22 protein-coding genes and 1 pseudogene are annotated in these 24,857 nt (G+C 74.3%); 9 read left to right on the top strand and 14 right to left on the bottom strand.

Going from position 1 to position 24,857, the window contains the following annotated elements:
* Positions 1-85: 85 nt before the first annotated feature.
* Positions 86-1,243: an ROK family transcriptional regulator gene (locus tag ACIQNG_RS04495; RefSeq protein ID WP_401482577.1), complete on the top strand. Its 1,158-nt coding sequence runs from the start codon at positions 86-88 to the stop codon at positions 1,241-1,243.
* A 256-nt stretch (positions 1,244-1,499) separates the two neighbouring features.
* Here the strand turns inward: ACIQNG_RS04495 and ACIQNG_RS04490 are convergent, their stop codons facing one another.
* Together ACIQNG_RS04490 and ACIQNG_RS04485 are read right to left on the bottom strand one after the other, a co-directional pair.
* Positions 1,500-2,261 (bottom strand): GntR family transcriptional regulator, encoded by a 762-nt coding sequence (locus tag ACIQNG_RS04490; protein WP_401482576.1) that lies wholly within the window; start codon positions 2,259-2,261, stop codon positions 1,500-1,502.
* Positions 2,262-2,552: 291 nt separating this feature from the next.
* Positions 2,553-3,437 carry an RNA polymerase sigma-70 factor gene (locus tag ACIQNG_RS04485; RefSeq protein ID WP_401439507.1) on the bottom strand — a complete coding sequence of 295 codons (885 nt, stop codon included), beginning with the start codon at positions 3,435-3,437 and terminating at the stop codon, positions 2,553-2,555.
* Positions 3,438-3,743: 306 nt separating this feature from the next.
* On the opposite strand from ACIQNG_RS04485, the gene ACIQNG_RS04480 reads away from it, so the two are divergent.
* The gene (locus ACIQNG_RS04480; RefSeq protein WP_401482575.1) at positions 3,744-4,613 is read left to right on the top strand and encodes an alpha/beta fold hydrolase; all 870 of its coding nucleotides are present in this window, start codon (positions 3,744-3,746) and stop codon (positions 4,611-4,613) included.
* 24 nt (positions 4,614-4,637) lie between these two features.
* On the opposite strand, the pseudogene ACIQNG_RS04475 reads toward ACIQNG_RS04480, so the two are convergent.
* Positions 4,638-5,477 (bottom strand): annotated as a pseudogene (locus ACIQNG_RS04475) (DMT family transporter); the annotation flags it as partial.
* Between the two features lie 47 nt (positions 5,478-5,524).
* Here ACIQNG_RS04475 and ACIQNG_RS04470 point away from each other — a divergent pair.
* The 3 genes from ACIQNG_RS04470 to ACIQNG_RS04460 all read left to right on the top strand — a co-directional run bounded on the left by ACIQNG_RS04470 (position 5,525) and on the right by ACIQNG_RS04460 (position 10,288).
* Entirely contained in the window at positions 5,525-6,973 is a 1,449-nt protein-coding gene (locus ACIQNG_RS04470) for a PLP-dependent aminotransferase family protein (protein WP_401482574.1), read from the top strand.
* A 174-nt stretch (positions 6,974-7,147) separates the two neighbouring features.
* The gene (locus ACIQNG_RS04465; RefSeq protein WP_401482573.1) at positions 7,148-8,722 is read left to right on the top strand and encodes an alkaline phosphatase D family protein; all 1,575 of its coding nucleotides are present in this window, start codon (positions 7,148-7,150) and stop codon (positions 8,720-8,722) included.
* A gap of 123 nt (positions 8,723-8,845) precedes the next feature.
* Positions 8,846-10,288, top strand: a complete 1,443-nt coding sequence (locus ACIQNG_RS04460) for a GNAT family N-acetyltransferase (RefSeq protein WP_401482572.1) — start codon at positions 8,846-8,848, stop codon at positions 10,286-10,288.
* Here ACIQNG_RS04460 and ACIQNG_RS04455 read toward each other — a convergent pair.
* The gene (locus ACIQNG_RS04455; RefSeq protein ID WP_401482571.1) at positions 10,241-11,467 is read right to left on the bottom strand and encodes a trans-sulfuration enzyme family protein; all 1,227 of its coding nucleotides are present in this window, start codon (positions 11,465-11,467) and stop codon (positions 10,241-10,243) included. The genes ACIQNG_RS04460 and ACIQNG_RS04455 overlap by 48 nt on opposite strands.
* 59 nt (positions 11,468-11,526) lie before the next feature.
* On the opposite strand from ACIQNG_RS04455, the gene ACIQNG_RS04450 reads away from it, so the two are divergent.
* Entirely contained in the window at positions 11,527-12,009 is a 483-nt protein-coding gene (locus ACIQNG_RS04450) for an Lrp/AsnC family transcriptional regulator (protein ID WP_401439496.1), read from the top strand.
* A 33-nt stretch (positions 12,010-12,042) separates the two neighbouring features.
* Positions 12,043-13,734, top strand: coding sequence for a DUF885 domain-containing protein (locus ACIQNG_RS04445; protein WP_401482570.1), 1,692 nt, complete (start codon positions 12,043-12,045; stop codon positions 13,732-13,734).
* Between the two features lie 36 nt (positions 13,735-13,770).
* On the opposite strand, the gene ACIQNG_RS04440 is transcribed toward ACIQNG_RS04445, so the two are convergent.
* Both ACIQNG_RS04440 and ACIQNG_RS04435 read right to left on the bottom strand, forming a co-directional pair.
* Positions 13,771-14,604 (bottom strand): SDR family oxidoreductase, encoded by an 834-nt coding sequence (locus tag ACIQNG_RS04440; protein WP_401482569.1) that lies wholly within the window; start codon positions 14,602-14,604, stop codon positions 13,771-13,773.
* Positions 14,605-14,744: 140 nt separating this feature from the next.
* Positions 14,745-15,227 (bottom strand): rhodanese-like domain-containing protein, encoded by a 483-nt coding sequence (locus tag ACIQNG_RS04435; protein ID WP_401482568.1) that lies wholly within the window; start codon positions 15,225-15,227, stop codon positions 14,745-14,747.
* Between the two features lie 131 nt (positions 15,228-15,358).
* Here ACIQNG_RS04435 and ACIQNG_RS04430 point away from each other — a divergent pair, with 131 nt between their 5' ends.
* Positions 15,359-15,805: an Lrp/AsnC family transcriptional regulator gene (locus tag ACIQNG_RS04430; RefSeq protein ID WP_401482567.1), complete on the top strand. Its 447-nt coding sequence runs from the start codon at positions 15,359-15,361 to the stop codon at positions 15,803-15,805.
* A gap of 37 nt (positions 15,806-15,842) precedes the next feature.
* Here ACIQNG_RS04430 and ACIQNG_RS04425 read toward each other — a convergent pair whose 3' ends face one another.
* The 5 genes from ACIQNG_RS04425 to ACIQNG_RS04405 form a co-directional block, all read right to left on the bottom strand.
* On the bottom strand, positions 15,843-18,830 hold the full coding sequence (locus ACIQNG_RS04425) for an AAA family ATPase (RefSeq protein WP_401482566.1): 2,988 nt from the start codon (positions 18,828-18,830) through the stop codon (positions 15,843-15,845).
* Positions 18,827-19,990, bottom strand: coding sequence for an exonuclease SbcCD subunit D (locus ACIQNG_RS04420; protein WP_401482565.1), 1,164 nt, complete (start codon positions 19,988-19,990; stop codon positions 18,827-18,829). Before ACIQNG_RS04420 ends, ACIQNG_RS04425 begins: the two co-directional genes overlap by 4 nt.
* 70 nt (positions 19,991-20,060) lie before the next feature.
* The gene (locus tag ACIQNG_RS04415; protein ID WP_401482564.1) at positions 20,061-20,687 is read right to left on the bottom strand and encodes a YigZ family protein; all 627 of its coding nucleotides are present in this window, start codon (positions 20,685-20,687) and stop codon (positions 20,061-20,063) included.
* 43 nt (positions 20,688-20,730) lie between these two features.
* Positions 20,731-21,285, bottom strand: a complete 555-nt coding sequence (locus ACIQNG_RS04410) for a SixA phosphatase family protein (protein ID WP_401482563.1) — start codon at positions 21,283-21,285, stop codon at positions 20,731-20,733.
* The gene (locus ACIQNG_RS04405) at positions 21,282-22,007 is read right to left on the bottom strand and encodes a hypothetical protein (protein ID WP_401482562.1); all 726 of its coding nucleotides are present in this window, start codon (positions 22,005-22,007) and stop codon (positions 21,282-21,284) included. The genes ACIQNG_RS04410 and ACIQNG_RS04405 overlap by 4 nt, the downstream gene beginning before the upstream one ends.
* A 193-nt stretch (positions 22,008-22,200) precedes the next feature.
* On the opposite strand from ACIQNG_RS04405, the gene ACIQNG_RS04400 reads away from it, so the two are divergent.
* Positions 22,201-22,608 carry a CoA-binding protein gene (locus ACIQNG_RS04400; RefSeq protein ID WP_401482561.1) on the top strand — a complete coding sequence of 136 codons (408 nt, stop codon included), beginning with the start codon at positions 22,201-22,203 and terminating at the stop codon, positions 22,606-22,608.
* A gap of 13 nt (positions 22,609-22,621) precedes the next feature.
* On the opposite strand, the gene ACIQNG_RS04395 is transcribed toward ACIQNG_RS04400, so the two are convergent.
* The 3 genes from ACIQNG_RS04395 to ACIQNG_RS04385 all read right to left on the bottom strand — a co-directional run bounded on the left by ACIQNG_RS04395 (position 22,622) and on the right by ACIQNG_RS04385 (position 24,852).
* Positions 22,622-23,179: a YbaK/EbsC family protein gene (locus tag ACIQNG_RS04395; RefSeq protein ID WP_401482560.1), complete on the bottom strand. Its 558-nt coding sequence runs from the start codon at positions 23,177-23,179 to the stop codon at positions 22,622-22,624.
* Positions 23,180-23,361: 182 nt separating this feature from the next.
* The gene (locus ACIQNG_RS04390; protein WP_401439570.1) at positions 23,362-23,934 is read right to left on the bottom strand and encodes a helix-turn-helix domain-containing protein; all 573 of its coding nucleotides are present in this window, start codon (positions 23,932-23,934) and stop codon (positions 23,362-23,364) included.
* Between the two features lie 156 nt (positions 23,935-24,090).
* Complete coding sequence (locus tag ACIQNG_RS04385; protein ID WP_401482559.1) at positions 24,091-24,852, bottom strand: acyltransferase; 762 nt, start codon at positions 24,850-24,852, stop codon at positions 24,091-24,093.
* Between the last annotated feature and the right edge of the window lie 5 nt (positions 24,853-24,857).

Here is a 24,857-nt window from a genome sequence, read left to right as displayed (position 1 = left end):
GGAGTTCATCGTTCCGCCACTCGCCGGGGCTCGGCCGCGCCGAGTACGATCCGCCCAACACGCGCATTAGCTGGGAGGACGGACGGTGGGGCGGCTGACCGGCGGGGATCCCTCGCTGCTGCGAAGGATCAACTCCGCGGTGGTGCTGCACGCGTTGCGTGCGGCCGACGCCGCGACACTCACCGAGATCACCAAGCTGACCGGGCTGTCACGGCCGACCGTCGAGGGCGTGGTCGAGGGGCTGATCGAGAACGGGCTGGTCGTGGAGACGGCGCCCGAGGAGGGCGCGGCCCGGCGGCAGGGGCGGCCGGCCCGGCGGTTCCGGTTCCGGGCCGAGGCGGGACATCTGCTGGGGCTGGAGATCGGGCCGCACCGGGTGGCGGCGCTGCTGGCCGACCTGGACGGACGGGTGGTCGGCGCGCAGGCCAAGGAGGTGTCGGAGACGGCACCGGCGGACGAGCGGCTGGAGCGGCTGCGGGGCGCGGTGGCGGAGCTGCTGCGCCGGGCCGGGGTGCCGCGCGGCTCGCTGCGGGCGGTGGGTGTGGGCACTCCGGGGATCGTGGAGGCGGACGGGACGGTACGGCTGGGCACGGCGCTGCCGGGCTGGACCGGGCTGCGGCTCGGGGAGCGGCTGGGGCGGTCCTTCAAGTGCCCGGTGCTGGTGGAGAACGACGCGAACGCGGCGGCGATGGCCGAGCACTGGAAGGGCGGCGCGCGGGACACCGACGACCTGGTCTTCGTGCTGGCCGGGCTGAGCCCCGGGGCCGGGTCGCTGATCGGCGGCCGGCTGCACCGGGGGTTCGGCGGGGCGGCGGGCGAGATCGGCGCGCTGCATCTGCTGGGCCGGGAGGCGACGCCGGAGCGGCTGCTGTCCACCACGGACGAGCCGCTGCACCCGCTGGACGAACAGGCGGTCGCCGATGTGTTCGCCCGGGCCCGGCGGGGCGACGAGCGGGCCCGCGAGGCCATGGACCGCTTCATGCGGCGCCTGGTGCACGACGTGGCCGCGCTGGTGCTGGCGCTGGATCCCGAGTTGGTCGTCGTGGGCGGCTGGGCGGCCGGTCTGGACGATGTCCTGGAACCCCTGCGCCAGGAACTGGCGCGTTACTGTCTACGGCCCCCCAAGGTCGCCCTCTCGATGCTCGGCGAGGCGGCGGTGGCGACCGGCGCCCTACGGGTCGCGCTCGACCATGTCGAGGAGGAACTGTTCGCGGTGGAGGGTGCGGGAACGGCACGGCAGTGAGGGGGCTGGGGTGCGTGGTGTCGTGGGGCTCCGGTCCGGATGCGGTCGGGCCGGGCCCGGTGCCGCAGGGGTGGGGTTCGTGTCCGGACAACGCGACGCGCCCCGGAAGGCTCAGTACCGGGGCGCGTGTCGGGCCTGTCGTGTCAGGAGGCCCTTGTTCCGTTTGCTCTGTCGTTCCGTACCGTCGTTCCGTTCTGCCGATCCGTTCTGTCGCTGTGCTCGCTCACGATGCTCGGTCGTCGCTCTGTTCCGTCGTTCAGGAGGCCCGCTGCTCCGGAGCCTGGTGGATCTCGACGTTGCCGGAGTCGCCGAAGGTCAGCCGGCAGGTGTCCGCGCGGTAGGTCGCCACGGAGAGCGCGGCGGTGCGCCCGGCGGCGAGGAAACGGGTGGTGACGACGAGGACCGGGGCGCCGGGCAGGCGGTCGAGTTCCTTGGCGTCGTCCGCGTGGGCGGAGCCCAGCTCCACCGCGCTCTCGTTGCCCTCCAGCTCCAGTCGCTGCAGCTCACGCAGGACCGCGCGTGCGCGTGCGGCGCCGTGGGGCGCGTCTATGGCGGTCAGCTCGGGCACCGACGACTGCGGGATGTAGAGCAGTTCGGCGGCGACGGGCTGGCCGTGCGTCATCCGGGTGCGCCGCACCGTGTGCACCGGTTCGGCGCGGTCGGTCTCCAGCGCCTCGGCGACCGCCGCGGGCGCCTCGGCGAGCGTGCAGTCGACGGCCTGCCAGGCGTCCTCGCCCGTCCCTGGCCAGGCATGTTGCTCGGTTCCGACGGCGACGCCCATGCGGGGCGGCGCGACGGTCGTACCCACTCCGCGGCGGCGCTGGAGCCTGCCTTCGAGTTCGAGCTGTTCGAGGGCCTGCCGGAGCGTGGCCCTGGCGACGCCGAAGCGGGCCGCCAGATCTCGCTCGTTGGGCAGGATCTCGCCCACCGTGAACTCGGACTCCAGTGCTTCAGTGAGCACGGTTCGTAGGTGCCAGTACTTCGGTTCTGACACCGATTCCAGCTGCGTGGTCCCCACCCTGTCCTCCGCAATCGCCGTGATCCGGCAGGTTTTTTAGTGCCCTTGTTTAATAAAGGTTGTTTCACTAACAGCGACCATAAGACTGCCTTAATGCTTGGTCAATACCAATCCTCCGTCACCCCTGGCAGTCTTGACGGGCCCCGCAGCGCAGCGTTCATGATGCGTTCGCAAAGACCCGCAATCGTGACGTAGCGGCAAAGCCCCCGTCGCAGGACGGGGGCCCCTTGGTCGGCCGCCGGCGCGCAAACGCCCGACAGAAACCTACTAGTCGGGATGACGTATACGAAGTCAGCCCCCGGCCAACGCGTGCAGTTTCTCGGGGTTGCGCACGACGTAGACCGCCTGGATGCGGCCGTCCAGGACGTCCATCTGGAAGACCGCGTCCGGCTTCCCGCCGGAAAGCGCCAGGACAGCGGGGCCGCCGTTGACCTCCACCCAGGTGAAGGAGAGGTCCGGGATGGACTGCCGGGCGGCGCCCAGGATGAAGCGGCTGACCTTGTCGGCGCTCTCCAGGATCCGCAGCGGGGCCTTGGCCTTGCCGCCGCTGTCGCCGACGAGCCGGACGTCCGGGGCGAGCAGTTCCATCAGGGCGTCCAGATCGCCGTCCGCGGCGGCGGCGAGGAAGCGTTCGGTGAGGTCACGGCGGCGTGCGGGGTCGACGTCGTAGCGCGGGCGGCGCTCCTCGACGTGTTTGCGGGCCCGGGCGCCGAGCTGGCGCACGGCCGGTTCGGCGCGGTCGAGCATGACGGCGATCTCGGCGAAGGGGAAGCCGAACGCCTCCCGTAGCACGAAAACGGCCCGCTCCAGCGGTGAGAGCGACTCCAGGACGACGAGGACGGCCAGGGACACGGTGTCGGCGAGCACGGCCCGCTCGGCGGTGTCCGGGACGGTGTCCCCGAAACGGGTGATGTACGGCTCCGGCAGCCAGGGGCCGACGTACGCCTCGTTGCGGGCGCGGAGCTGGTCGAGCCGGTCGATGGCGAGCCGGGTCACGATCCGTACGAGGTAGGCGCGCGGTGCGCGGACGTCGTCGCGGTCGGCCGCCGACCAGCGCAGCCAGGCGTCCTGGACGACGTCCTCCGCGTCGGCCACCCGCCCGAGCATCCGGTAGGCCACCCCGAGGAGGACGGGCCTGTGCCGCTCGAAGACATCGGTCACGGTGTCGGTGCTCACGACTCCATCCCAGCCGACGGGCGGGGCGCTGTCCAGGCGATCCGGCGTGGTCCCCGCCACGCTCGGCTCCCACGGGTCGGGCATCGGCCACCGGCCGTCGGGATCGGGGCGGGGATTCCCCCCAGGGATACCCGCGAGTAGTAGTAACTGACAGGCTGTTCAGCAAGCCTCGCCGACGAACCCGTGATCCCGCGGTCCCCGTCCGCCCCGCCCGCCCATCGAGCCCCGCGCGCCCCGCGCGCCCGGACCGACCCGACCCACCCCGACCCGACCCGACTCGTCCCGACCCAGGTCCCAGGAGTCCCCGTGTCCTCCAGCGTCTCCCCGAACCTCCCCTCCACCGTCTCCTTCGACGTCCCCACCCCGCACGGCCCACGGACCACGACCGTCTCCTACGCGCGCGTAGGCATCGGCGAACCGCTGCTCCTGCTGCACGGCATCGGGCACCACCGGCAGGCGTGGGACCCCGTGGTGGACATCCTGGCGACCGAACGGGACGTCGTCGCGGTGGATCTGCCGGGCTTCGGCGCCTCCCCCTCCCTGCCCGGCGGCCTCGCCCACGACCTGCCGACCACCAGTGCCGTGCTGGGCGCGCTGTGCCGGGCGCTCGACCTGGACCGGCCCCACGCGGCGGGCAACTCGCTGGGCGGGCTGCTCGCCCTGGAGATGGGCCGCGAGCGCCTCGTACGGTCCGTCACCGCGCTGTCCCCCGCGGGGTTCTGGACCCCCGCCGAGCGGCGCTACGCCTTCACCGTGCTGCGCGGCATGCGGCACACCGCGCGGCGACTGCCCGTGCCCGTGGTCGAGCGGATGGCCCGCACGGCGGCCGGGCGCACCGCGCTGACCAGCACGATCTACGCCCGCCCCGCCCGGCGCTCACCGGAGGCCGTGGTCGCCGAGACGCTCGCCCTGGCGCGGGCCACGGCCTTCACGGAAACCCTCCGGGCCGGTACGGCCGTACGTTTCACCGACGACCTCGCGGGCGTCCCGGTCACCGTCGCCTGGGGCAGCCGGGACCGGCTGCTGCTGCGCCGCCAGGGCGTCCGCGCCAAGCGGACCGTCCCCCAGGCCCGGCTGGTCCGCCTGCCCGGCTGCGGTCATGTCCCGATGAACGACGACCCGGCGCTCGTGGCCCGGGTCCTGCTGGACGGCAGCCGCCCGGCGCCGCAGCCGTAGCGCGCCCGAGCCGAGGGCGACCCCGAGGCCGACGAGGGTGCTGCCGACGGCCTGGGCGGGGCCGTAGGAGCCGGTGCCGACGAGCGGGGCGGTGGCCGCCGCGGCGACCGGGATCAGACCGGAGAACAGTGTGGCGCGCTCGACGCCGATGCGCTGCATGCCCATGTACCAGCAGACGAAACCGACGACGGTGACCACGGCCGCCTGCCACAGCAGCGCACCCGTCTCCGTGGCGTCGGGCAGCGGCAGCCAGGCCGAGCCGTCCAGCACCAGCCCCACGGCAGCCGACTCCAGCGCCGCGACACCGCACACGGTGGCCGACAGCAGCCGGGGGCCCAGGGGCCGCAGCACCGGCACCGCGAGCACGGCGAAGCCCACCTCGCCGAGCAGCGCGCACACCGAGAAGGCGATGCCGGTGGCGTCCGTACGTCCCCAGCCCTGCACGGTGAAGGCCCCGGCGGCCACGAGCAGCGCCCCGTACAGCACCGCGCGCCGGGGCCGGCGGCGACCCGCCATGAGGGGTACGAGGACGGCCACGACGACCGGCGCGCAGCCCACGAACACGCCGGGGACCGCGGGTTCCGCCGTGCGTTCGGCCGCGAGGACGGCCAGGTTGAAGCCGACCATGCCGATCGCCGCGAGCAGCGCGAGCCGTCCCCACTGGCGTGAGGTCAGCGCCCTCAGCCTCCCGGCCGCGCCCCGGCCCGCGACCGGGATCAGCAGCAGGAAGGCGAGGGCGTAGCGCAGGAACTGTCCGCCCGCGTACGGGTAGTCGCCGAGGACGCTGTTGGCGGTGAAGGAGGCCCCTACGAGGATGCAGGCGAGCGCGGCGAGGAGTACTCCGCGCGTGCTGGTGGCGTTCATGGGAGCGACGCTAGGGATCGAGGCGGTCCCCATTAAGGTCCACTTGCATGACCACATCGGAGACCAATCCGGGCGGTGGGGACGGGCGGAGCGCCTCCGCCGCCTGGGAACTGCTGCTGCCCGCCGCCGCGGCTCCGGCACGCGCGCGTGGACGCTCCTTGCAGGCCGCGCTGCGGGAGGCCGTGCGCTCCGGGCGGCTGGTGCCGGGGACACGGCTGCCGTCGAGCCGGGACCTGGCGGCCGACCTCGGCGTGTCGCGGGGGCTGATCACCGAGGCGTACGAGCAGTTGACGGCCGAGGGCTATCTGCGGAGCGGGCGCGGCGCGGGCACCTGGGTCGGGGACGCCGTACGGGCCGCTCCCGCGGGGGCGCGGGATCTCGCCCCGGGGGCCCCGGGCACGCGGGTCGGCTTCGTGGCCGGTACGCCGGATCTGGCGCTGTTCCCGCGCGCCGCGTGGGCGTCGGCGCAGCGCGCGGCGCTGGCCGGGCTGCCGCACGAGGCGCTGGGGTATCCGGATCCTCGGGGGCTGCCCCGGCTGCGGACGGCGCTGGCCGGGCTGCTCGCGCGGCGCCGTGGGGTGGTCGCGGACCCGGAGCGGATCGTGGTGGTCTCCGGGGTCGCGCAGGCGTCGGCGCTGCTCGGTTTTGTGCTGCACGCGCGCGGGACGCTGACGGTCGGTGTCGAGGACCCCGGCAGCCCGCAGCACGACGGCCTGTACCGGGCGACCGGTGTGTCCGTCGTGCCCGTCCCGCTCGACGCCGAGGGGCTGGCTGTCGCGCCGCTGCGGGCCTCCGGCGTGCGGGCCGTCGTCACCACCCCGTCGCACCAGTTCCCGACCGGGATCGCGTACTCCGCGCGGCGCCGTGCCGAACTGCTGGAGTGGGCGCGGTCGGTGGACGGGCTCATCCTGGAGGACGACTACGACGGGGACTTCCGCTACGACCGGGCCCCGGTCGGCGCGCTCCAGGGCCTCGATCCGGAACGGGTGGTCTACACGGGTTCGGTCAGCAAGTCGCTCGCTCCCGGGCTGCGGCTCGGCTGGATGGTGGTGCCGGAGTGGCTGGCGGAGGAGGCGATCGAGCGCAAGCGGACCATGGACCTCGGGCATCCCACGCTGGACCAGGAGACGTTCGCCCGGTTCCTGGAGCGCGGCGACTACGACCGTCAGCTGCGCCGCTGCCAGCGCGCGTACCGCGAGCGCCGGGACGCCCTGGCCGCCGCCCTGGAGCGGCACTTCCCCGGCACCGAGGTCTCCGGCATCGCGGCGGGCCTGCACGTCATCGCCGCGCTGCCCGGGCGCTACGGCCCCGAGGACCGCTTCCTCGCCCGCGCGGCGGAGTCCGGTATCGCGGTGCGCGCGCTGACCTCGTACGGGTACGCGCGCGAGGAGCGGGACACCGTGGCCCTGGTCCTCGGATACGCCCATCTGACCCCGGCCCGGATCGAGACGGGTGTGCGGCTGCTGGCGAGGGCGACGACGACCCACCCGACGTGAGCCCACCTGCCGGACCCCCGCCTCGGCCCGGGCGCCGGACGCCCGGACGGGCCCCAAAGGCTCTGTTCGGGCAGTTGTTCACCTCTGGTTTCCGTGTGCGCCGTGCTGCCCCCGTAGGAGTGGCAGCGGCAGCTTGGCCGGTTTTCGTTTCCGGATGTTCTTTGGAGGCCCTTCATGTCCCACGGTCCGCTTCCCGGTCGGCGCAGCGTGCTGCGCGGCTCGCTCGCCGCCTCGGCGGCCCTCGCCCTGCCCGTCGGTGCCGGTGCGGCGCCGGCCCTCGCCCTGTCGGGGCGCCCCCGGGCGGGCTGGGGCGTGCAGACCGGCGACGTGACGACCGACTCGGGCCTGGTGTGGGTCCGTTCCGACCGGCCGGCCCGGATGGTGGTGGAGACCTCCGCCACCGACTCCTTCCGCAGGACCCGCCGCTGGTACGGGCCTCTGCTCGGCCCCGGTTCCGACTTCACCGGCACGACCCGGCTGCGCGGGCTGCCGGCCGGGGAGCAGATCCACTACCGGGTGCTGCTGGCCGACCCGGACGACCCGCGCCGTAGCGGCGAGCCGGTCACCGGCACCTTCCGCACCGCGTCGGACCGGCGGCGGGACGGGGTGCGGTTCGTGTGGTCGGGGGACCTCGCCGGACAGGGCTGGGGCATCAACCCGGAACGGGGCGGCTACCGGATCTACGACGCGATGGCCCGGCTCGATCCGGACTTCTTCCTGTGCAGCGGCGACACCGTGTACGCCGACGGCCCGATCACCGAGCGGGTCACCCTGCCCGACGGGCGGGTCTGGAGGAACATCGTCACGGAGGAGAAGGCGAAGGTCGCCGAGACACTGGCGGAGTTCCGCGGCAACTTCCGCTACAACCTGCTGGACGAGAGGCTGCGGGCCTTCAACGCGCGCGTGCCGTCGATCGTCCAGTGGGACGACCACGAGGTCACCAACAACTGGTACCCCGGCGAGATCCTCACCGACAGCCGGTACACGGAGAAGCGGGTCGACGTGCTCGCCGAGCGGGCCCGGCGGGCGTTCTCGGAGTACTTCCCGATCTCGACCCTGCGCCGCCCCGACGGCCGGGTCCACCGGGTCCAGCACCACGGCCCGCTGCTCGATGTGTTCGTCCTGGACATGCGCACCCACCGGAACGCCAACTCGACCGGCGACCAGCCCTCGGACCCGCAGGGCATCCTCGGCGCCGAGCAGTTGCGCTGGCTCAAGCGGGAGCTGTCGCGCTCGCGCGCGGTGTGGAAGGTGATCGCCTCCGACATGCCGATCGGCCTCGTCGTGCCGGACACCGGGGACGGCAAGCCGCACATCGAGGCCGTCGCGCAGGGCGACCCGGGCGCGCCGCTGGGCCGGGAACTCCAGATCGCCGACCTGCTGCGGTACATCAAGCACCGGCGGATCACCGGCACGGTGTGGCTGACGGCCGATGTGCACTACACCTCGGCGCAGCACTACCAGCCCTCCCGGGCCGCGTTCGGCGATTTCGAGCCGTTCTGGGAGTTCGTGTCCGGCCCCCTCAACGCGGGCGCGTTCCCGGCGAACACGCTGGACGCCACCTTCGGTCCCGAGCGGGTGTTCGTGAAGGCGCCGACGGTGGCGAACGTGTCGCCGGCCGAGGGCTTCCAGTTCTTCGGCGAGGTGGACATCGACGGCGGCAGCGGGGAGCTGACCGTCCGGCTGCGCGAGCAGGACGGGACGGTGCTGTTCACCCAGGTGCTCCAGCCCGGCCGGGTCGGGCAGTGAGCCACGGCGGCAGTCGTCCGAAACACCGTCACCCTTAACACCGTAAATGCGACATAGACACCTTTTACTCGCCGGTCACAGGGCGTTCGTGATCACGCAACACCCTTCCTTCACAGTGGCCGCATGAAGCGGAAGATGTCTGAAGTCACCCGGCGGCGCGACGGCCGCCCCGCCCACCACTGGCGGCGGGACGTGGTCGAGCTGGCCGCCCTGTTCACGGCGGTCGCGATCGCCGACGCCGTGGCCAATCTGATCGGGCACGGACCGGACGGTCCCGCGCTGCTGCTGATCTCCGCGGCGGTGCTGGTGGCCACGGCCGCGTTCCACACCTGGTGGGCACGGCGCCACGGACACGCGCCCCCGGCGGCCGATACCGGGGCCCGGCCCCGCTCCCCCGAGCGGCGGGCCGGGCCCCCGGCGTCCCCCGCGCACGAGCCCGGTGCCACCGGGACGGCCCGCACCCTGTGGCGTATGCGTACGACCGTGCGGGACGAACCCGGCGCCCTCGCCGCCCTGTGCGCGGCCTTCGCCGGACACCGGGTCGACATCCTCAGTCTCCAGACGCATCCGCTGGGCACGGACACCGTGGACGAGTTCCTGCTGCGCGCCCCCGAGCGGCTCGGCGCGTCCGGACTGACCCGCGCGGTGGCCCTGGCCGGCGGCACCGGGACCTGGGTCGAACGCGCCGACCCCCACGATCTCGTGGACGCCCCGACCCGGGTCCTGGGCCTCGCCACCCGCACCGCTCTCGACGCGGCGGAACTTCCGGTGGCCCTGCGGCAGTTGTTGGGACGGTGCACCATCCGCACGCTGCCCACGCGGCCCGCACCGTCCGGCCGGACGCCGGACGGCGTTCCCGTGGAAGGCGCGCTGGAGGACACCGCGATGCGACTGCGAGCACCAGAAGGCGGAGTGATCACCGTGGAGCGGCCCCATCTGCCGTTCACACCCACCGAGTTCGCGCGTGCGCGGGCTCTGGTCGAGCTGGACGCCCGGCTCGGCCCCCGCGTCCCGCACGGCCGGGACGTGCTGACCCTGCCCGAGGGCGGCGCCATCACCGTGCGCCGCGCCGGGCCCGACGACCTCGACGCGGCCAGATCGATGCACGAGCGCTGCACCCCGGCCACCCTCGGGCTGCGCTACCACGGCCCGGTCGGTGACGCCGACCGCTATCTGAACCACCTCCTCAGCCCCCGCTTCGGCCGCACCCTCGCGGTCGAGACGGAGTCGGGCCGGATCGTCGGCCTCGGCCATCTGCTGTGGGACGGCGACGAGACCGAGGTCGCGCTGCTGGTGGAGGACGCCTGGCAGCGGCGCGGTATCGGCGGCGAACTGCTGAGCCGGCTCGTGGGGATGGCCGTGGGCGCGGGCTGCGAGAGCGTGTACGCCGTGACCCGGTCCGCCAACACCGGCATGGTCGCGGCGATGCGCGGGCTGGGCCTGCCCCTCGACTTCCAGGTCGAGGAGGGCACGCTGGTGATCACGGCCCGCCTCGACGCGACCACCGCCCCCCTCACCTCACGGCTGCCCCACGACGGCGTCCGGGAGGGCAGCTTCCGGGACTGAGGCCGACGGGGCCGAGGCGGCCGGGACGGTAGGGGCGGCCGGGGCCGCCGGGCCCAGTGCCCGGTCCAGGTCCGCCCACAGGTCCTCGACGTCCTCCAGGCCCACCGACAGCCGCAGCAGCCGGTCACCGACGCCCGCGCCCCGGCGGTCGTCGGCCGCCATGACCCGGTGGCTGATGGAGGCGGGGTGCTGGATGAGGGTGTCGACGCTGCCGAGGCTGACCGCCGGGGTGATCAGCCGGACGGCGCCGACGACGGCGTGCGGATCGCCGTACGTCTCGAAGGCGATCATCGCGCCGCCGATCCGCGGACGGCGCACCCGCGCCACCCGGGGGTCGGCGGAGAGCCTGCGGACGAGTTCGGCGGCGTTCGCGGAGGCGGCCCGTACCCGCACCGGCAGGGTGGACAGTCCGCGCAGCAGCAGATACCCGGCCAGCGGATGCAGCACCCCGCCCGTGGCGAACCGGACCTTGCGCAGGACCCCGGCGAGTTCCTCGTCGCAGGCGACCACGCCGCCCATCACGTCCCCGTGCCCGCCGAGGTACTTGGTCGCGGAGTGCAGCACCAGCCGGGCGCCCTGTTCGGCCGGGCGCTGGAGCACCGGCGTGGCGAAGGTGTTGTCGGCGAGCAGCGGGACCGGGCCGCAGGCGTCCGCGAGGGCCCGCAGGTCCCGTTCGGCGAGGGTCGGGTTGGCGGGCGACTCGACCATCACGAGCCCGGTGTCCGGGCGCAGCGCGCCGGCGATCCCGGCCGGGTCGGTCCAGGTGACCTCGGAGCCCAGCAGGCCGGCGGTGAGCAGATGGTCGCTGGATCCGTAGAGCGGCCGTACGGCCACGACGTGGCGCAGTCCGAGCGAGGCGCGGGCGAGGAGCACGGCGCTCAGGGCGGCCATGCCGCTGGCGAAGGCGACGGCGGACGCGGTGCCCTCCAGCCGGGCGAGGGCGGTCTCGAAGCGGGCGACGGTCGGGTTGCCGAGCCGGCCGTAGACCGGCGGGCCGGTCGGCTCGGCCCCGGTGGCGGCGAAGGCGTCGATCCGGTCGGCCTCGGCCCGGCTGTCGTAGGAGGGGTAGGTGGTGGACAGATCGATCGGTGGGGCGTGCAGTCCCTGCCGGGCGAGGTCGTCGCGGCCGGCGTGCACGGCTTCGGTGTCCCGTGCTCGCGATGCGGTGTGCGGGTCCATGGCAGCAGGGTGAACATCGGCCGGGGCCGGGCCGCCCGACCCCGTGCTACGTTCGCCGGATGGCCGATTCCGTCGTACTGGATCCGGTGGATCTGCAACTGCTGCGGCTGCTGCAGAACGACGCCCGGACCACCTACCGCGAACTCGCCGCGCGGATCGGGGTGGCCCCCTCGACCTGTCTGGACCGGGTGACCCGGCTGCGGCGGGCGGGCGTGATCCTCGGGCACCGGCTGCGGCTGGATCCGGCCAAACTGGGCCGTGGTCTGCAAGCCCTGCTGTCGGTGCAGGTCAGGCCGCACCGGAGGGAGTTGGTCGAGCCGTTCGTGGAGCGGATCAGGGCCCTGCCCGCATCCCTGACCGTCTTCCATCTGACCGGCCCGGACGACTATCTGGTGCATGTGGCGGTCGCCGACATGGGCGGTCTGCAACGGCTCGTCATCGATGAGTTCACGTCACGCCGGGAGGTGGCCCGGGTGGAGACGCGGCTGATCTTCCAGCAGTGGGACTGCGGGCCGCTGCTGCCGCCCGCGCAATCCGCGTGACGTGCGGCGGGCCGTCGTACGAGGATGGTCCGCATGTCAGACACCAAGAGCCCGCAACTGCCCCGCGAGGTCGCCGACGCCTACGTCGACGCACTCATCGCCCTCGACCCGGTCACCGGTACCTATCTCGGCGTCCGGGAGAGTTCGAGCAGGTTGCCCGATCTCTCCCCCGCGGGCCAGGACGCGCTCGCCGCGCTGGCCCGGGCGACCCTCGCGAAGCTCGACGCGGCCGAGGCTCTGCCCGGCGCGGACCGGGACATCGAGCGCCGGTGCGCCCGGCTGCTGCGGGAGCGGCTGACCGCCGAACTCGCCGTGCACGACGCCGACGAGGGCCTGCGCGCGGTGGGCAATCTGGGCATGCCCGTGCACAACGTGCGGGAGGTGTTCACCGTGACGCCCGCCGAGACCGACGAGGACTGGTCCGCGATCGCCGAGCGGCTGCGCGCGGTGCCGGACGCGCTGGCGGGCTATCGCGCCTCCCTCCAGCTGGGTCTGGAACGCAAGCTGTACGGGCCGCCGCGGCCCACGGCGACGTTGATCGAGCAGCTCACCGAGTGGAGCGACGGCGACGGCGGGCGCGGCTGGTTCGAGGACTTCGCCGCGGCCGGACCGCAGGCGCTGCGCACCGAGCTGGACGAGGCGGCGGCGCGGGCCACCGGGGCCGTCGCCGCGCTGCGGGACTGGCTGCGCGATGTGTACGCGCCCGGGGTCGAGGGCGCCCCGGACACGGTGGGCCGCGAGCGCTACGCCCGCTGGTCGCGCTACTACAACGGCACCGATCTCGACCTGGACGAGGCGTACGCGTACGGCTGGGCCGAGTACCACCGGCTGCTCGCCGAGATGCGGCTGGAGGCGGAGCGGATCCTGCCCGGTGCCGCGACGCCGTGGGTGGCGCTGGCCCACCTGGACGAGCACGGGCGGCACATCGAGGGCGTGGAGGAGGTCCGTGCGTGGCTCCAGGGCCTCATGGACCAGGCCATCGAGGAACTCGACGGCACCCACTTCGAACTCGCCGAGCGGGTCCGGAAGGTGGAGTCCTGCATCGCCCCGCCCGGCAGCGCCGCCGCGCCGTACTACACCCAGCCGTCCGAGGATTTCTCCCGCCCGGGCCGCACCTGGCTGCCGACCATGGGCCTGACCCGTTTCCCGGTGTACGACCTCGTCTCGACCTGGTACCACGAGGGTGTTCCCGGTCATCATCTCCAGCTCGCCCAGTGGACGCATGTGGCGGAGGACCTCTCCCGCTACCAGGCCACCATCGGCGGGGTGAGTGCCAACGCCGAGGGCTGGGCGCTGTACGCGGAGCGGCTGATGGACGAACTGGGCTTCCTCACCGACGCCGAGCAGCGGATCGGTTATCTGGACGCGCAGATGATGCGGGCGACGCGGGTCATCGTCGACATCGGTATGCATCTGGAGCTGGAGATCCCGGCCGACTCGCCGTTCCACCCCGGTGAGCGGTGGACGCCCGAGCTGGCCCAGGAGTTCTTCGGGGCGCACAGCAGCCGGCCCGCGGACTTCGTGGAGAGCGAGCTGACCCGCTATCTGACCATCCCCGGCCAGGCGATCGGCTACAAGCTGGGCGAACGCGCCTGGCTGCTGGGCCGGGAGAAGGCCCGCGCGCGGCACGGCGAGGCGTTCGACCTCAAGGCGTGGCACATGGCCGCGCTGTCGCAGGGGTCGCTGGGTCTGGACGACCTGGTGGACGAGCTGGCCCGGCTCTGAGCGCCGGACGGGGCCGCGGGGCGCCGGCGTCGGGGCTCAGCGGCGGAAGCCGCCCTCGGAGTCGATGACCTGGCCGGTGATCCAGCCCGCCTCGTCCGTGGCGAGCCAGGAGATGAGACGGGCCGGGTCGTCCGGCATGCCCCAGTGGCCGGTGGGGAAGCGGTCGGCCACGGCGTCGTAGTCGTCGCCGGTGAGGTAGCCGGTGTCGACGGGGCCGGGGTTGACCGCGTTGACGGTGATGCCCCGCTCGATCAGCGTGGTCGACAGGGACCGGGTGATCGAGGCGAGGGCGCCCTTCTGGAGGCCGTACGCGATCTCCCCCGGCATGCCGCCCGCGATGTCCTGTCCCGAGGTCATCATCACCACCCGGCCCCCGTGCGGGGCCCGCGGCTGCCGGGCGAACGCCTGGATCAGCAGCAGTACCGAGCGGGTGTCGACCGCCCAGTGGGCGTCGAGCATGGCCGCGTCGATGGTGTCGAGCGTGCCGTCGCCGCCGTTCAGGGCGTGATTGGCGACCAGGATGTCCAGCCGTCCGCCGAGCGCCTGCGCGGCGGTGGTGATGAGCCGCGCGGGTGCCCGCGGGTCGGAGAGGTCGGCGGGCCCGTGCGCGACCGTGGCTTCCGGGTCGCCGACCGCCTCGCGCACGGAGGCGGCGACCTCCTCGGGCCGGTCGGCGCCCCAGGGCAGTGCGGCGTCGTGCGGAACGTGGTGGTGGAGATACACGCTCGCGCCGTACGCCGCCAGCCGCCGGGCGACCGCGTAGCCGATGCCGTCGTGCCGGCTGGCCCCGGTGACGAGGGCCGTACGCCCGCGCAGGGGCAGCGGGTCACGGCGCAGGGACTGGGGGGCGGGAGCGGGAAACCTGGCCATAGGAACCCATGATGGGGACCGGCCCGCTCCGTCGCACTCCCTTTTTGATCTCCAGCGGCGTGCCGTGCGGTCACCCGGCCGTCCGTCCCGCCCGTCCGATCGCCCGGCACGGGGCTGCGGCGGGCCGGTGCCCCGCGCGTTCAGCAGCCGCAGTCGCCCCGCACCGGCGCCGTCAGCGCGTCGGTGGCCCGGCGTCCGCCGCCCTGCCAGGTGTCGTACGCGAACCCCTCCCGCGCCCAGTACTCGAAGCCGCCCAGCATCTCCTTGACCCGGTAGCCGAGTTCGGCGAGGGCGAGTGCCGCGCGGGTGGCGCCGTTGCAGCCGGGGCCCCAGCAGTACGTCACCACGGGCACGGACCGGTCCAGCAGCCCCTCGGCCCGCTCGGGGATCAGCGCGGTCGGCAGATGCAGCGCGCCCGGCAGACGCCCCTGGTCCCACGCCTCGGTGGAGCGCGAGTCCACCACCACGAACCCGGGATCTCCCCCGGCGGCCAGCGCGGCGGCGACGTCGGAGACATCGGCGTGGAAGGCGAGGCTCGCCCGGAAGTGGGCGGCGGCTTCGGCGGGGGCGGCCGGCGGGACGCGCAGCACGGCGTTCGGGACGGCGGGGGTACTGAGGGGCATGGTGCGGCCTTCCGGTGACACGGCACGGGTGGTCTCACCCAGAGAATCTACGGGCGCCGACCGGACCCCTGAAGTGCCGGTCCCCGGCATCCGGCTTGCCCCGCCGTGGATTCCCCTGCTACTCCTCCCCCATGACCACGTTTTCCCCGGACGCCACCGACTGGCGCATTCTCGATGTCCTCCAGCGGGACGGTCGGGCGAGCTTCGCGGAGCTGGCCCGGGCCGTCGCCATGTCGCCGAGCGCGGTGACCGAGCGGGTGCGGCGGCTGGAGGAGGCGGGGGTGATCCAGGGGTACGCGGCGGTGGTGGACCCGGAGCGGATCGGCCTGTCGCTCCTGGCGTTCGTGCGGCTGCGCTACCCCCACGGCAACTACAAGCCGTTCCACGATCTGGTCGCCGCAACCCCGGAGATCCTGGAGGCCCACCATGTGACCGGCGACGACTGTTTCGTCGTCAAGGTCGCCGCCCGCTCGATGCGGCACCTGGAGGAGGTGACGGGCCGGATCGCCGGTCTGGGGTCGGTGACGACGAGCGTCGTCTACTCCTCACCCCTGCCGCGCCGGCCGCTGAGCCAGTAGGCGGGGAACGCCCCCGGACGGCCCCGTGGGGCCCGGTTCAGTCGACCCCGCGCCGGCGCAGCTCCGAACCCGACCGGCCCTTCACCACCTCCAACTGCGCGTGGATCCGGCGGCGCAGATCGGCGACATGGCTGACGATGCCCACACTGCGGTCCCGCTCCCGCAGTGCGTCGAGGACGTCCAGGACCTCGTCCAGGGTCTGGTCGTCCAGGCTGCCGAAGCCCTCGTCGATGAAGAGCGTGTCGAGCCGGACACCGCCGGCCTCGTCGGTGACGACATCGGCGAGACCGAGGGCGAGCGCGAGGGACGCGAAGAAGGTCTCGCCGCCCGACAGGGTGGCGGTGTCCCGCTCGCGCCCGGTCCATGCGTCCACCACATGCAGGCCGAGTCCGCTGCGCCCGCGCCCGGCACGGTCGTCGGAGTGGACCAGCGTGTAGCGCCCGGAGGACATCCGGCGCAGCCGGACGGTCGCGGCGGCGGCGACCTGTTCCAGCCGGGCCGCCAGCACATAGGACTCCAGCCGCATCCGGCGCTCGTTGTCGGCGGCGGTCCCGGCGGTGAGCGCGGCCATGCGGGCCACCCGGTCGTACTCCGCGCGCAGCGGTCCGAGGCGCCGTACGCCGTCGGCGGCGCGCGCGGAGAGCCGGTCCAGTTCGGCGCAGCGCCGCTCGGCGGCGTCGCGGGCGGAGGCCGCCTCACGCACCCGGCGGGCGCTGTCGGCGGCCGTGCGCTCGGCACCGGCCTGATCGGCGGGGGGCAGCCGGGCGGCGGCCACGGTGTCGGTCTCGGCGAGGACCGTACGGACGGCGGCCTCCTCGGTCTGCCAGGTGTCGAGCCGCTGTTGCAGCGCGCGGTGTGCGGCGGCGTCGAGCCGGGCCGCCGCGGCGGCCCGCGGGGTGTCGAAGCCGGCCCGGAAGGCGGCGTCGGACAGGCGCGCGTCGGCGTCCTTGAGGCGCTGGGCGCTGTCCTCGGCGTGCCGTGCGGCGTCGGCGGCGTCGGTGAGCAGGGCGACCAGCCGCTCCAGCCGGTCGGCGCGGGCCGCGACGCTGGTGGAGTCGCCGCGGGCCTGGGCCAGTTCGGCGTCCAGGGTGCCGCGCTCCCGGTCCAGGGCCTCGCGGCGGGCCGCGCGGGAGGCGGCCCGCAGTTCGGCCTGCTGGCGTTCGGCGGTGCGGTGCCGGTGCTCCTGCTCGGCGTGGCGCAGTTCCTCGTGCGCGGCGTGCAGATCGGACGCCTCGGCGCGGGCGCGGGCGAAGTCGCGTTCCAGTTCCTCCGTCTCGGCGGCGAGCCGGTCGGCCGGGGTGTCCCCGGCCTCCGCGGAGGCGGCGGCGAGGGCTTCGCGGAGCGCGCCGAGGCGGCGTTCGTCCTCGGCACGGCCCCGCTCCGCGCGCTGGTGGTCGGCGAGGGCGCGTTCCTCGGCCTCGCGGTCGACGTGTCCGGCGGCCTTGCGCGCGGGGGCGGGGTGGTCGGTGGCGCCGCAGACGGCGCACGGCGTCCCGTCGCGCAGGCCCGCGGCGAGTTCTGCGGCGATGCCGTCGAGGCGCTGTTCCTTGAGGTCGAGCCAGTGGTCGCGGGCGGTGACGGCGCGTTCGGCGGAGGCGAGGGCCTGTCGCCGGGCGTCGTCGGTGTCCCGGGTGAGCCGGTCGCGTCGGCGGGCCGCGGTGAGCCGCCGCTGTGCGGGCTCGCGCTGGACGGCGAGTTGTTCGGCCCGGGTGGCGGCGTCCTGGGCGAGGTCGATGCGGGACTGGAGTGCGGTGCGGAGGGTGTCCCAGCCCGCGAGCCAGGTCGTGGCCTCGGCCAGTACGTCCTCGTCGGCGCGCTCCTGGCGGTCCAGGTCGGCGCGTTCGGCGACGAGTGCGGTGCGGCGGTGCTCGGCGCGGCGGGCGGATTCGAGGCCGCCGAGTTCCTCGGCGGCGCGGCGGGCGGCGGTCGCGAGTCCGGAGGGGCCCGCGCCGTCGAAGCCGGCGGGCAGTGACTCCCGCGCGCGGGCCTCGGCGTCGGCCGCCCGGCGGTGCTCGGTCCCGGCGGCGTCCCGCAGTTCCAGCGCGGGGGCGACGGCCTCGGCCTTGCGGGCCCGGTCCATCCGCTCCTGCGCCTCCCGGTGGCCCCCGGCCCGCTCCTCCAGCGCCCGCGCCCGCTCCCGCGCCTCGGCGAACCGCCGCTGCGACCGGGCCAGTTCGCGTACGTCGGTCAGGGCGCGGTCGGCGGCGGCCTGCGCGGACTCGGCGGCGGTGAGCCCGGCGCGGGCGACGGTGAGCTGTTCGCGCGCGGTGCTGCGGGCGACGGCGGCGGCGCCGAGCACGGCGTCCGCGAGGCCGGGTTCGCCGGGGGTCAGCTCGGGCAGTTCCATGGCCGCTCCGGCGGCCTGCTGCATGCGGTGGGCGTCGGCGAGCAGCGCCGCGTCCCCCTCGCACACCCGCGCCTCGGTGGCCCGGCGCCGTTCGGCGAGGCGTTTCTCGACCTCGCCGAAGCGGTCGGTGTCGAAGAGCCGGCCGAGCAGCTTGCCGCGTGCCTCGGCGTCGGCGCGCAGGAACCGCGCGAAGTCGCCCTGGGGCAGCAGGACGACCTGGCAGAACTGCTCCCGGCTCATACCGAGCAGCTGGGTGATCTCCTCGCCGATCTCCTGGTGGGAGCGGCTGAGGTCCTTCCAGGCGCCCGCCTCGAACTCGCGCAGCGAGCTCTGGGCCTTGTCGAGGGTGGTGCCGGGGCCGCGTTTCTTGGCGCGCTCCCAGGGCGGCTGCCGGGTGATCTCCAGGCGCCGTCCGGCGACGGTCAGTTCGAGGGTCACGGAGGTGCGGGTGGCGGGTGCGGCGTGGTCGCTGCGCAGGGTGAGGCCCTGGGCGCTCTGCCGGGCGCCGGGGACGGAGCCGTACAGGGCGTAGCAGACGGCGTCCAGGACGGAGGTCTTCCCGGCGCCGGTGGGGCCGTGCAGCAGGAAGAGCCCGGCGGCGGACAGCGCGTCGAAGGCGACGCTCTGGGTGGTGCCGAACGGGCCGAACGCGGTGAGGTCGAGACGGTGCAGCCTCATGGGGTCACCTCCCGCGCGGTCCGGTCGGCGCGGACCGCGTCGAAGGCGTCGCGCAGCACGGCGCGCTCGTATGGGTCGGGTCCGGTGCCCCGGACATGGGTCACGAAGTCCTCCGCGATCTCCTGGTCGCTGCGGCCCGCGAGCCGCCGGGCGTACGACACGTCGGGGTCCTCGGGCGGGCGGTCGGGGTCGAAGACCAGCCCGAGGGTGTGGGGGAAGCGCGCGGTGAGCCGGGCCATGGGCTCGGCCGGGCGGACCGGGTCGGTGAGGGTGGCCTCCACCCAGGCGTCCTCGTGGACGTCGAGCGCCGGGTCGGCGAGCAGGTCCTCCAGGGTGCCGCGCAGCCGGGCCAGCGGGCGGGGCACGGGGCAGTCGACGCGTTCGGCGCTGACGGAGCCGTCGGCGTCGAGGTCGACGAGCCACATGCTCTTGCGGTGGGTGGCCTCCGAGAAGGAGTACGCGAGCGGCGATCCGGAGTAGCGGACGCGGTCGGTGATGGTCTGGCAGCCGTGCAGATGGCCCAGGGCCGTGTAGTCGACACCGTCGAAGACCGCGGAGGGGACGGCCGCGACACCGCCGACGGTGATGTCCCGTTCGCTGTCGCTGGCCTCGCCGCCGGTGACGAAGGCGTGTGCCAGGACGACGGAGCGGGTGCCCGGGGCGCGGGTGGCGAGGTCGGCGCGGACCCGCTCCATGGCGGCGGCGAGCACGCTCTCGTGACCGGCCCTGTCCACGGCGAACTCGTCCTTCACCAGGGCCGGTTCGAGGTACGGAAGCCCGTAGAAGGCCACGTCTCCCGCGGTGTCCCGCAGCACCACGGGGGTCGCGCACTCGGCCGGGTCGGTGCGCAGGTGGACGCCGGCCCGTCCGATCAGCCGGGCGCCGACGCCGAGTCTGCGGGCCGAGTCGTGGTTGCCGGAGATCATGACCGTCGGCACTCCGAGGCCGGCGAGCCGGTGCAGGGCGTCGTCGAAGAGTTCCACGGCGGCGAGGGGCGGCACCGCGCGGTCGTACACGTCGCCCGACACGACCACCGCGTCCACCGCGCGCTCACGCACGGTCGTGACGAGGTGGCCGATGAACTCGGCCTGGGCACCGAGCAGGTTCACCCGGTGGAACGCCCGGCCCAGATGCCAGTCGGAAGTGTGCAGCAGCCTCATGATCCCCGAGACTAACGGCCGGGTCGGACATCGCCCCGGCCGTGGCCGTGACGGGGGGTCACCCGGGCGTTCAGGCGTCCCCGTACGCCTCCCCGCCCAGTTCCAGTACGGCCGTTCCGGCGGTGGTGTCGGCGAGCCAGGCGCGGAAGGCGGCCACGTCGGCGTCCGGCAGTCCGATCTCGAAGGTGACCTTCTCGCCGTAGCGGACGTCCCGTACCGCGCGGCCGGTCGCCAGCAGATCGTTGTGGACCTTGCCCGCGCGCTGGTGGTCGACGGTGACGGTGGCGAGCCGGAAGCGGCGCCGGGTGAGGGTGCCGATGCTGTCCAGCGCCTCGCCGACGGCACCGCCGTAGGCGCGGATGAGGCCGCCCGCGCCGAGCTTGACCCCGCCGTAGTAGCGGGTGACGACGGCGACGACGTAGCGCATGTCACGGCGGAGCAGCATCTGGAGCATGGGCACGCCCGCGGTGCCGCCGGGTTCGCCGTCGTCGCTCGCCTTCTGCACCGAGGCGTCCGCGCCGATGACGTAGGCCCAGCAGTTGTGGGTGGCGTCGGCGTGCTCCTTGCGCACGCGCGCGAGGAACTCCTGTGCCTCCCGCTCACCGGCCGCCGGGGCGAGCGCGCACAGGAAGCGGGAGCGGTTGACCTCGGTCTCGTGCACCCCCGCGCGGGCCACTGTGCGGTACTCGTCCAGCATCCGGCCAGCCTATGCGCTGCCCCGGCGGGGCGGAGCGGCGGGCTCAGTCGCCCCGGCCGGCGTTCCCACCGCGGGGCACCAGGGCCTCGGTCAGCAGGGCGGTGCCCGGGGCGAGGGCGTCCCAGGTGGGGCCGTACCAGGTCAGGACGGCGATCGCCGAGGTGGGGAACTTCAGCCGCACCCGCTCCAGCGTGTCGTCCAGGGCGTCTCCGGCGAGGGTCAGGACCAGTTCCTCCAGGGCGGGATTGTGGCCGATCAGGAGCAGGGTCTCCACCTCGGTGCGGGTGGTGCGGACGACGGCCAGGAGGTCGGTGACGTCGGCCGTGTACACGCGCGGGTCGTGGTGGACGGGGGGCGGGGTGCCCCACTGGGCCGAGGCGAGTTCCCAGGTCTGGCGGGCGCGGACGGCGGTGGAGCAGAGGGCGAGGTCGGGCAGGCAGTCCGCCGCGGCGAGGGCACGCCCGGCGGCGGGGGCGTCGCGTCGGCCGCGGGGCGCGAGGGGTCGGTCGTGGTCGGCGATGCCGGGCGGCCAGGCGGACTTGGCGTGCCGCAGCACGACCAGCCGGCGCAGCGCTCCGGGGCGGGTGCGGTCGTTCATACCGGCGCCCCGAGGTCGCGGGTGAGTTCCAGGGCGAGCAGCCGGTCGGCGTAGGCGTAGGTCTCGAAGCGGGCGCCGTCGGGGAGGCCGGGTTCGGCGGCCACCTGGTGCAGGATCCGCAGGACGCCGGGGACGTCCAGGTCGTTCTCCCAGGCGGCTCGCAGCCGGTTGCGGATCTCGGCGGGGACGGGCCGGGAGGGGCTGCGGGCCCAGCCCGCGACCGTGCCGCGCCAGTCGGTGAGGGTGGCGCGGGCCTCCTCCAGCGTGCGGGGGTCCAGCCGGGCGGGCTCGGCGCGGTCCACGGCGAGCAGGGCGAGCCGGAGGGCGGCGGGGTCGGTTCCCGGCGGGGGTGGTCCGGTCGCCGGGTCCACGGGTGCCACGGCGAGGACGACCCCGCCGGGGACCCGGGTCCCGCGCTCCACCACATGGACGGCCTGGGCCGCGCCGAGCGCCTGCCCGACGTCCCGGCTCTCCTCGAACGGCCGGATGCCGAGGGCCGCCGCGCTCGCGCGCAGCTCCGACCGCTCCACGTCTGCGTCGAGCAGTTCCCACACGGGGGTGCCGCCGAGTTCCAGGGTGCGGACGAGGACATCGGCGACGAGCAGCACCCGCAGGGCCGTCAGGTCGTCGCCGGAGACGTACGCCTCCACGCGGGTCAGTCCCCGGCGGAGCGGGGCGGGGTCGGTGGGGCGCCCGGTACGGGCGTCGATGATGCGCAGCACGGCCCGAGCGTAGGCCCGGAAGCGGAGATACGCAGGCAGGTCGTGAGGTATCCGGAGATGATGGCGGAGATGCCCCGGTGCGCGCCGGCGCGGAAACCGCCCCCGGCGGGGAATCCCGGCGGGGTGTCGCACGTTGATCACGACACAGGGTTGTGACCGCTCCGGGCGGGACCATCGAGATCAGGAGGCCGGCGTGTACGGCGACGCAGCGACCATCCGCAAGATCCTCACCGAGTCGGGCGACACCTGGGCCGTGGTGGGCCTGTCGTCGAACCGCTCGCGCGCGGCGTACGGCGTGGCCGAAGTTCTCCAGCGGTTCGGCAAGCGGATCGTGCCGGTGCATCCGAAGGCGGAGACGGTCCACGGCGAGCGGGGGTACGCGTCCCTCGCGGACATCCCCTTCGCCGTGGACGTGGTCGATGTGTTCGTCAACAGCGACCTCGCGGGCGCCGTCGCCGACGAGGCGGTGGCCAAGGGCGCCGGGGCCGTCTGGTTCCAGCTCGGCGTCATCGACGAGGCGGCGTACGACCGCACCCGCGCGGCGGGCCTGGACATGGTCATGGACCGCTGCCCCGCCATCGAGATACCCCGCCTGGGGTGAGGGGGAGACAGGTTCAGGAGACACCCAGCCCTTCCAGGACGACGGCGCCGGGCAGTTCGGCGAATGCCTTGCCGGGCACGAGCAGCTTGCCGCGCCGTCGGCCGCTGCCGACGAGGACGTAGGGAAGGTCCACCACGGCGGAGTCCACCAGGAGCGGCCAGTCGGCGGGTAGGCCGATCGGGGTGATGCCGCCGTACTCCATCCCGGTCTCGCCGGTGGCGGTGTCCATCGCGGCGAACGACGCCTTGCGGGCGCCGAGTTGGCGGCGGACGGCGCCGTTGACATCGACGCGGGTGGTGGACAGCACGACACAGGCGGCCAGGGTGGACTCGCCGCCCCGCTTCCCGGCGACGACGACACAGTTCGCGGACTGTTCGAGCAGTTCCTGCCCGTAGTGCTGCACGAAGACGGCGGTGTCGGCCCACTGCGGGTCGGTCTCGACATAGACGATCTGCTCGGCGGGGACGCTGCCGCTCCAGTTCCGTACGGCGTCGGCGACGGGGCCGATCAGCTCGGCGAGGCTGTCGGGAGCGGGAGTGGCCTGGTCGAAGTGGCCGATGGGTGCGCGCATCCCGGCACGGTAACAGGGGCCCGGCCGGTGGAGGGGGGTGGTCTCAGGGGCCGGGCGGCGCGGGTGGAGGCGGGGCGTCGACGGGTGGCGCGGCGCGAGTGAGCGCGGTCTCGGTCTGCGGGCGGTGAGGGCCGGGGCCGGCGGCCTCGGTCTGCGGGCGGCGCGAGAGGGCGCGGGCGGTCTCAGTGCACCGGGGGTACCGACACCGCCATCATCATCCGCATCGGCTCGTCGCCGCTGTTGCCGTAGACGTGGGTGGCGTTGGCCTCGAAGGAGGCGGTCGCGCCGGCCGGGACGCGGTGCTCCACCCCGTCGACGGTGAGGGTCAGTTCCCCCTCGGTGACATGCACCAGCTCTACGGTGTCGGCGGGGTGCGGGTCGGAGGAGCTGGACTCGCCCGGCATCAGCCGCCACTCCCACAGCTCCAGCGGGCCGGGGGCCTCGGTGCCCGCGAGGAGCAGGTTGTAGCTGCCCGCGTCGGTGTGCCACAGCCGTACGGCCTGGTCGGCGGGGACGATCCGGACCCTGGGGCCCTGTTCGTAGTCGAGCAGGGTGGTGATGCTGACGCCGAGGGCGTCGCCGATCTTCACCACGGTGCCGAGGCTGGGGTTGGTGCGGGCCTGCTCGATCTGGATGAGCATGCCGCGGCTGACGGCGGACCGGGCGGCGAGCACGTCCAGCGTGAAGCCGCGCACCGCGCGCCAGTGCTTCACATTGCGCGCCAGGGACTGGGTGAGCAGTTCGAGGTCCGACACATTCCGTCCAAGATCCGGGGTGGCCCGGATCCGGCCGATCCGGGCCGCCAGGGCCACCGGGTCACCATCCTCGACGGTGCGGTGCGTTCCACCGCACTGCGGTGCGGTGCACCCGATCGTTCACCGCACTGTACTGGGAAGCGGCGGCCGGTCCGCTCACTCCGCGTCCGACTGGGCCGGCCGGGCCGTCGACTCCGCGTCCAGTCCCGAGAGCGCGAGCAGTTGCTCCGAGGTCACCCCGTCCGGTATCGGCACCGGTGCGGGGGTCCGCAGCGGCGGCTGCCAGCCGTCGGCGGGCGTCCAGCGCCGTACGACCCGGGCCGGGGCGCCCGCCACCACCGCGTGGTCGGGAACCGGGCCGCGCACCACCGCCCCGGCCGCCACGACCACGTTCCGCCCGATCCGCGCGCCGGGCAGGATCACCGCGCCGGTGCCGATCCAGCAGCCCGCGCCGATCTCCACCGGCTCCATGCGCGGCCACTGTTTGCCGATGGGCCGGTGCGGGTCGTCGTAGGAGTGGTTGGTGGAGGTGACGTAGACGTAGGGGCCGAAGTAGCAGTCGCTGCCGATGGTGACCGTGGTGTCGGCGATGACATGGCTGCCGCGGCCGAGGACGACCCCGTCGCCGATGCGCAGGATCGGTTCGGGGCCGAGGTCGAGGTCGGGCATCAGCCCGGCGGTCAGGGTGACCTGTTCGCCGACGATGCAGTGGGCGCCGAGGTGGATCCAGGGTTCGCCGAAGACCGTGCCGAGCGGGAAGGCCAGCCTGGTACCGGTTCCCATCGCGCCGAAGCGGAAGCGTCCCGGCTGTTCGGCCGTGACCGAGCCCGTGCGCTGCACCCAGGCCCAGCCTGTGTGCACGGCACGCTGGACCACCCGGCGGCGCCAGGACGAGAACGTGTTCTTGCGCTTGGGCACGCGTT

Source organism: Streptomyces sp. NPDC091377 (assembly GCF_044757045.1).
Lineage (GTDB): Bacteria > Actinomycetota > Actinomycetes > Streptomycetales > Streptomycetaceae > Streptomyces.
Note: the sequence above shows the minus strand (reverse complement) of the source record. Positions and strands in the feature narration are given on the sequence as shown.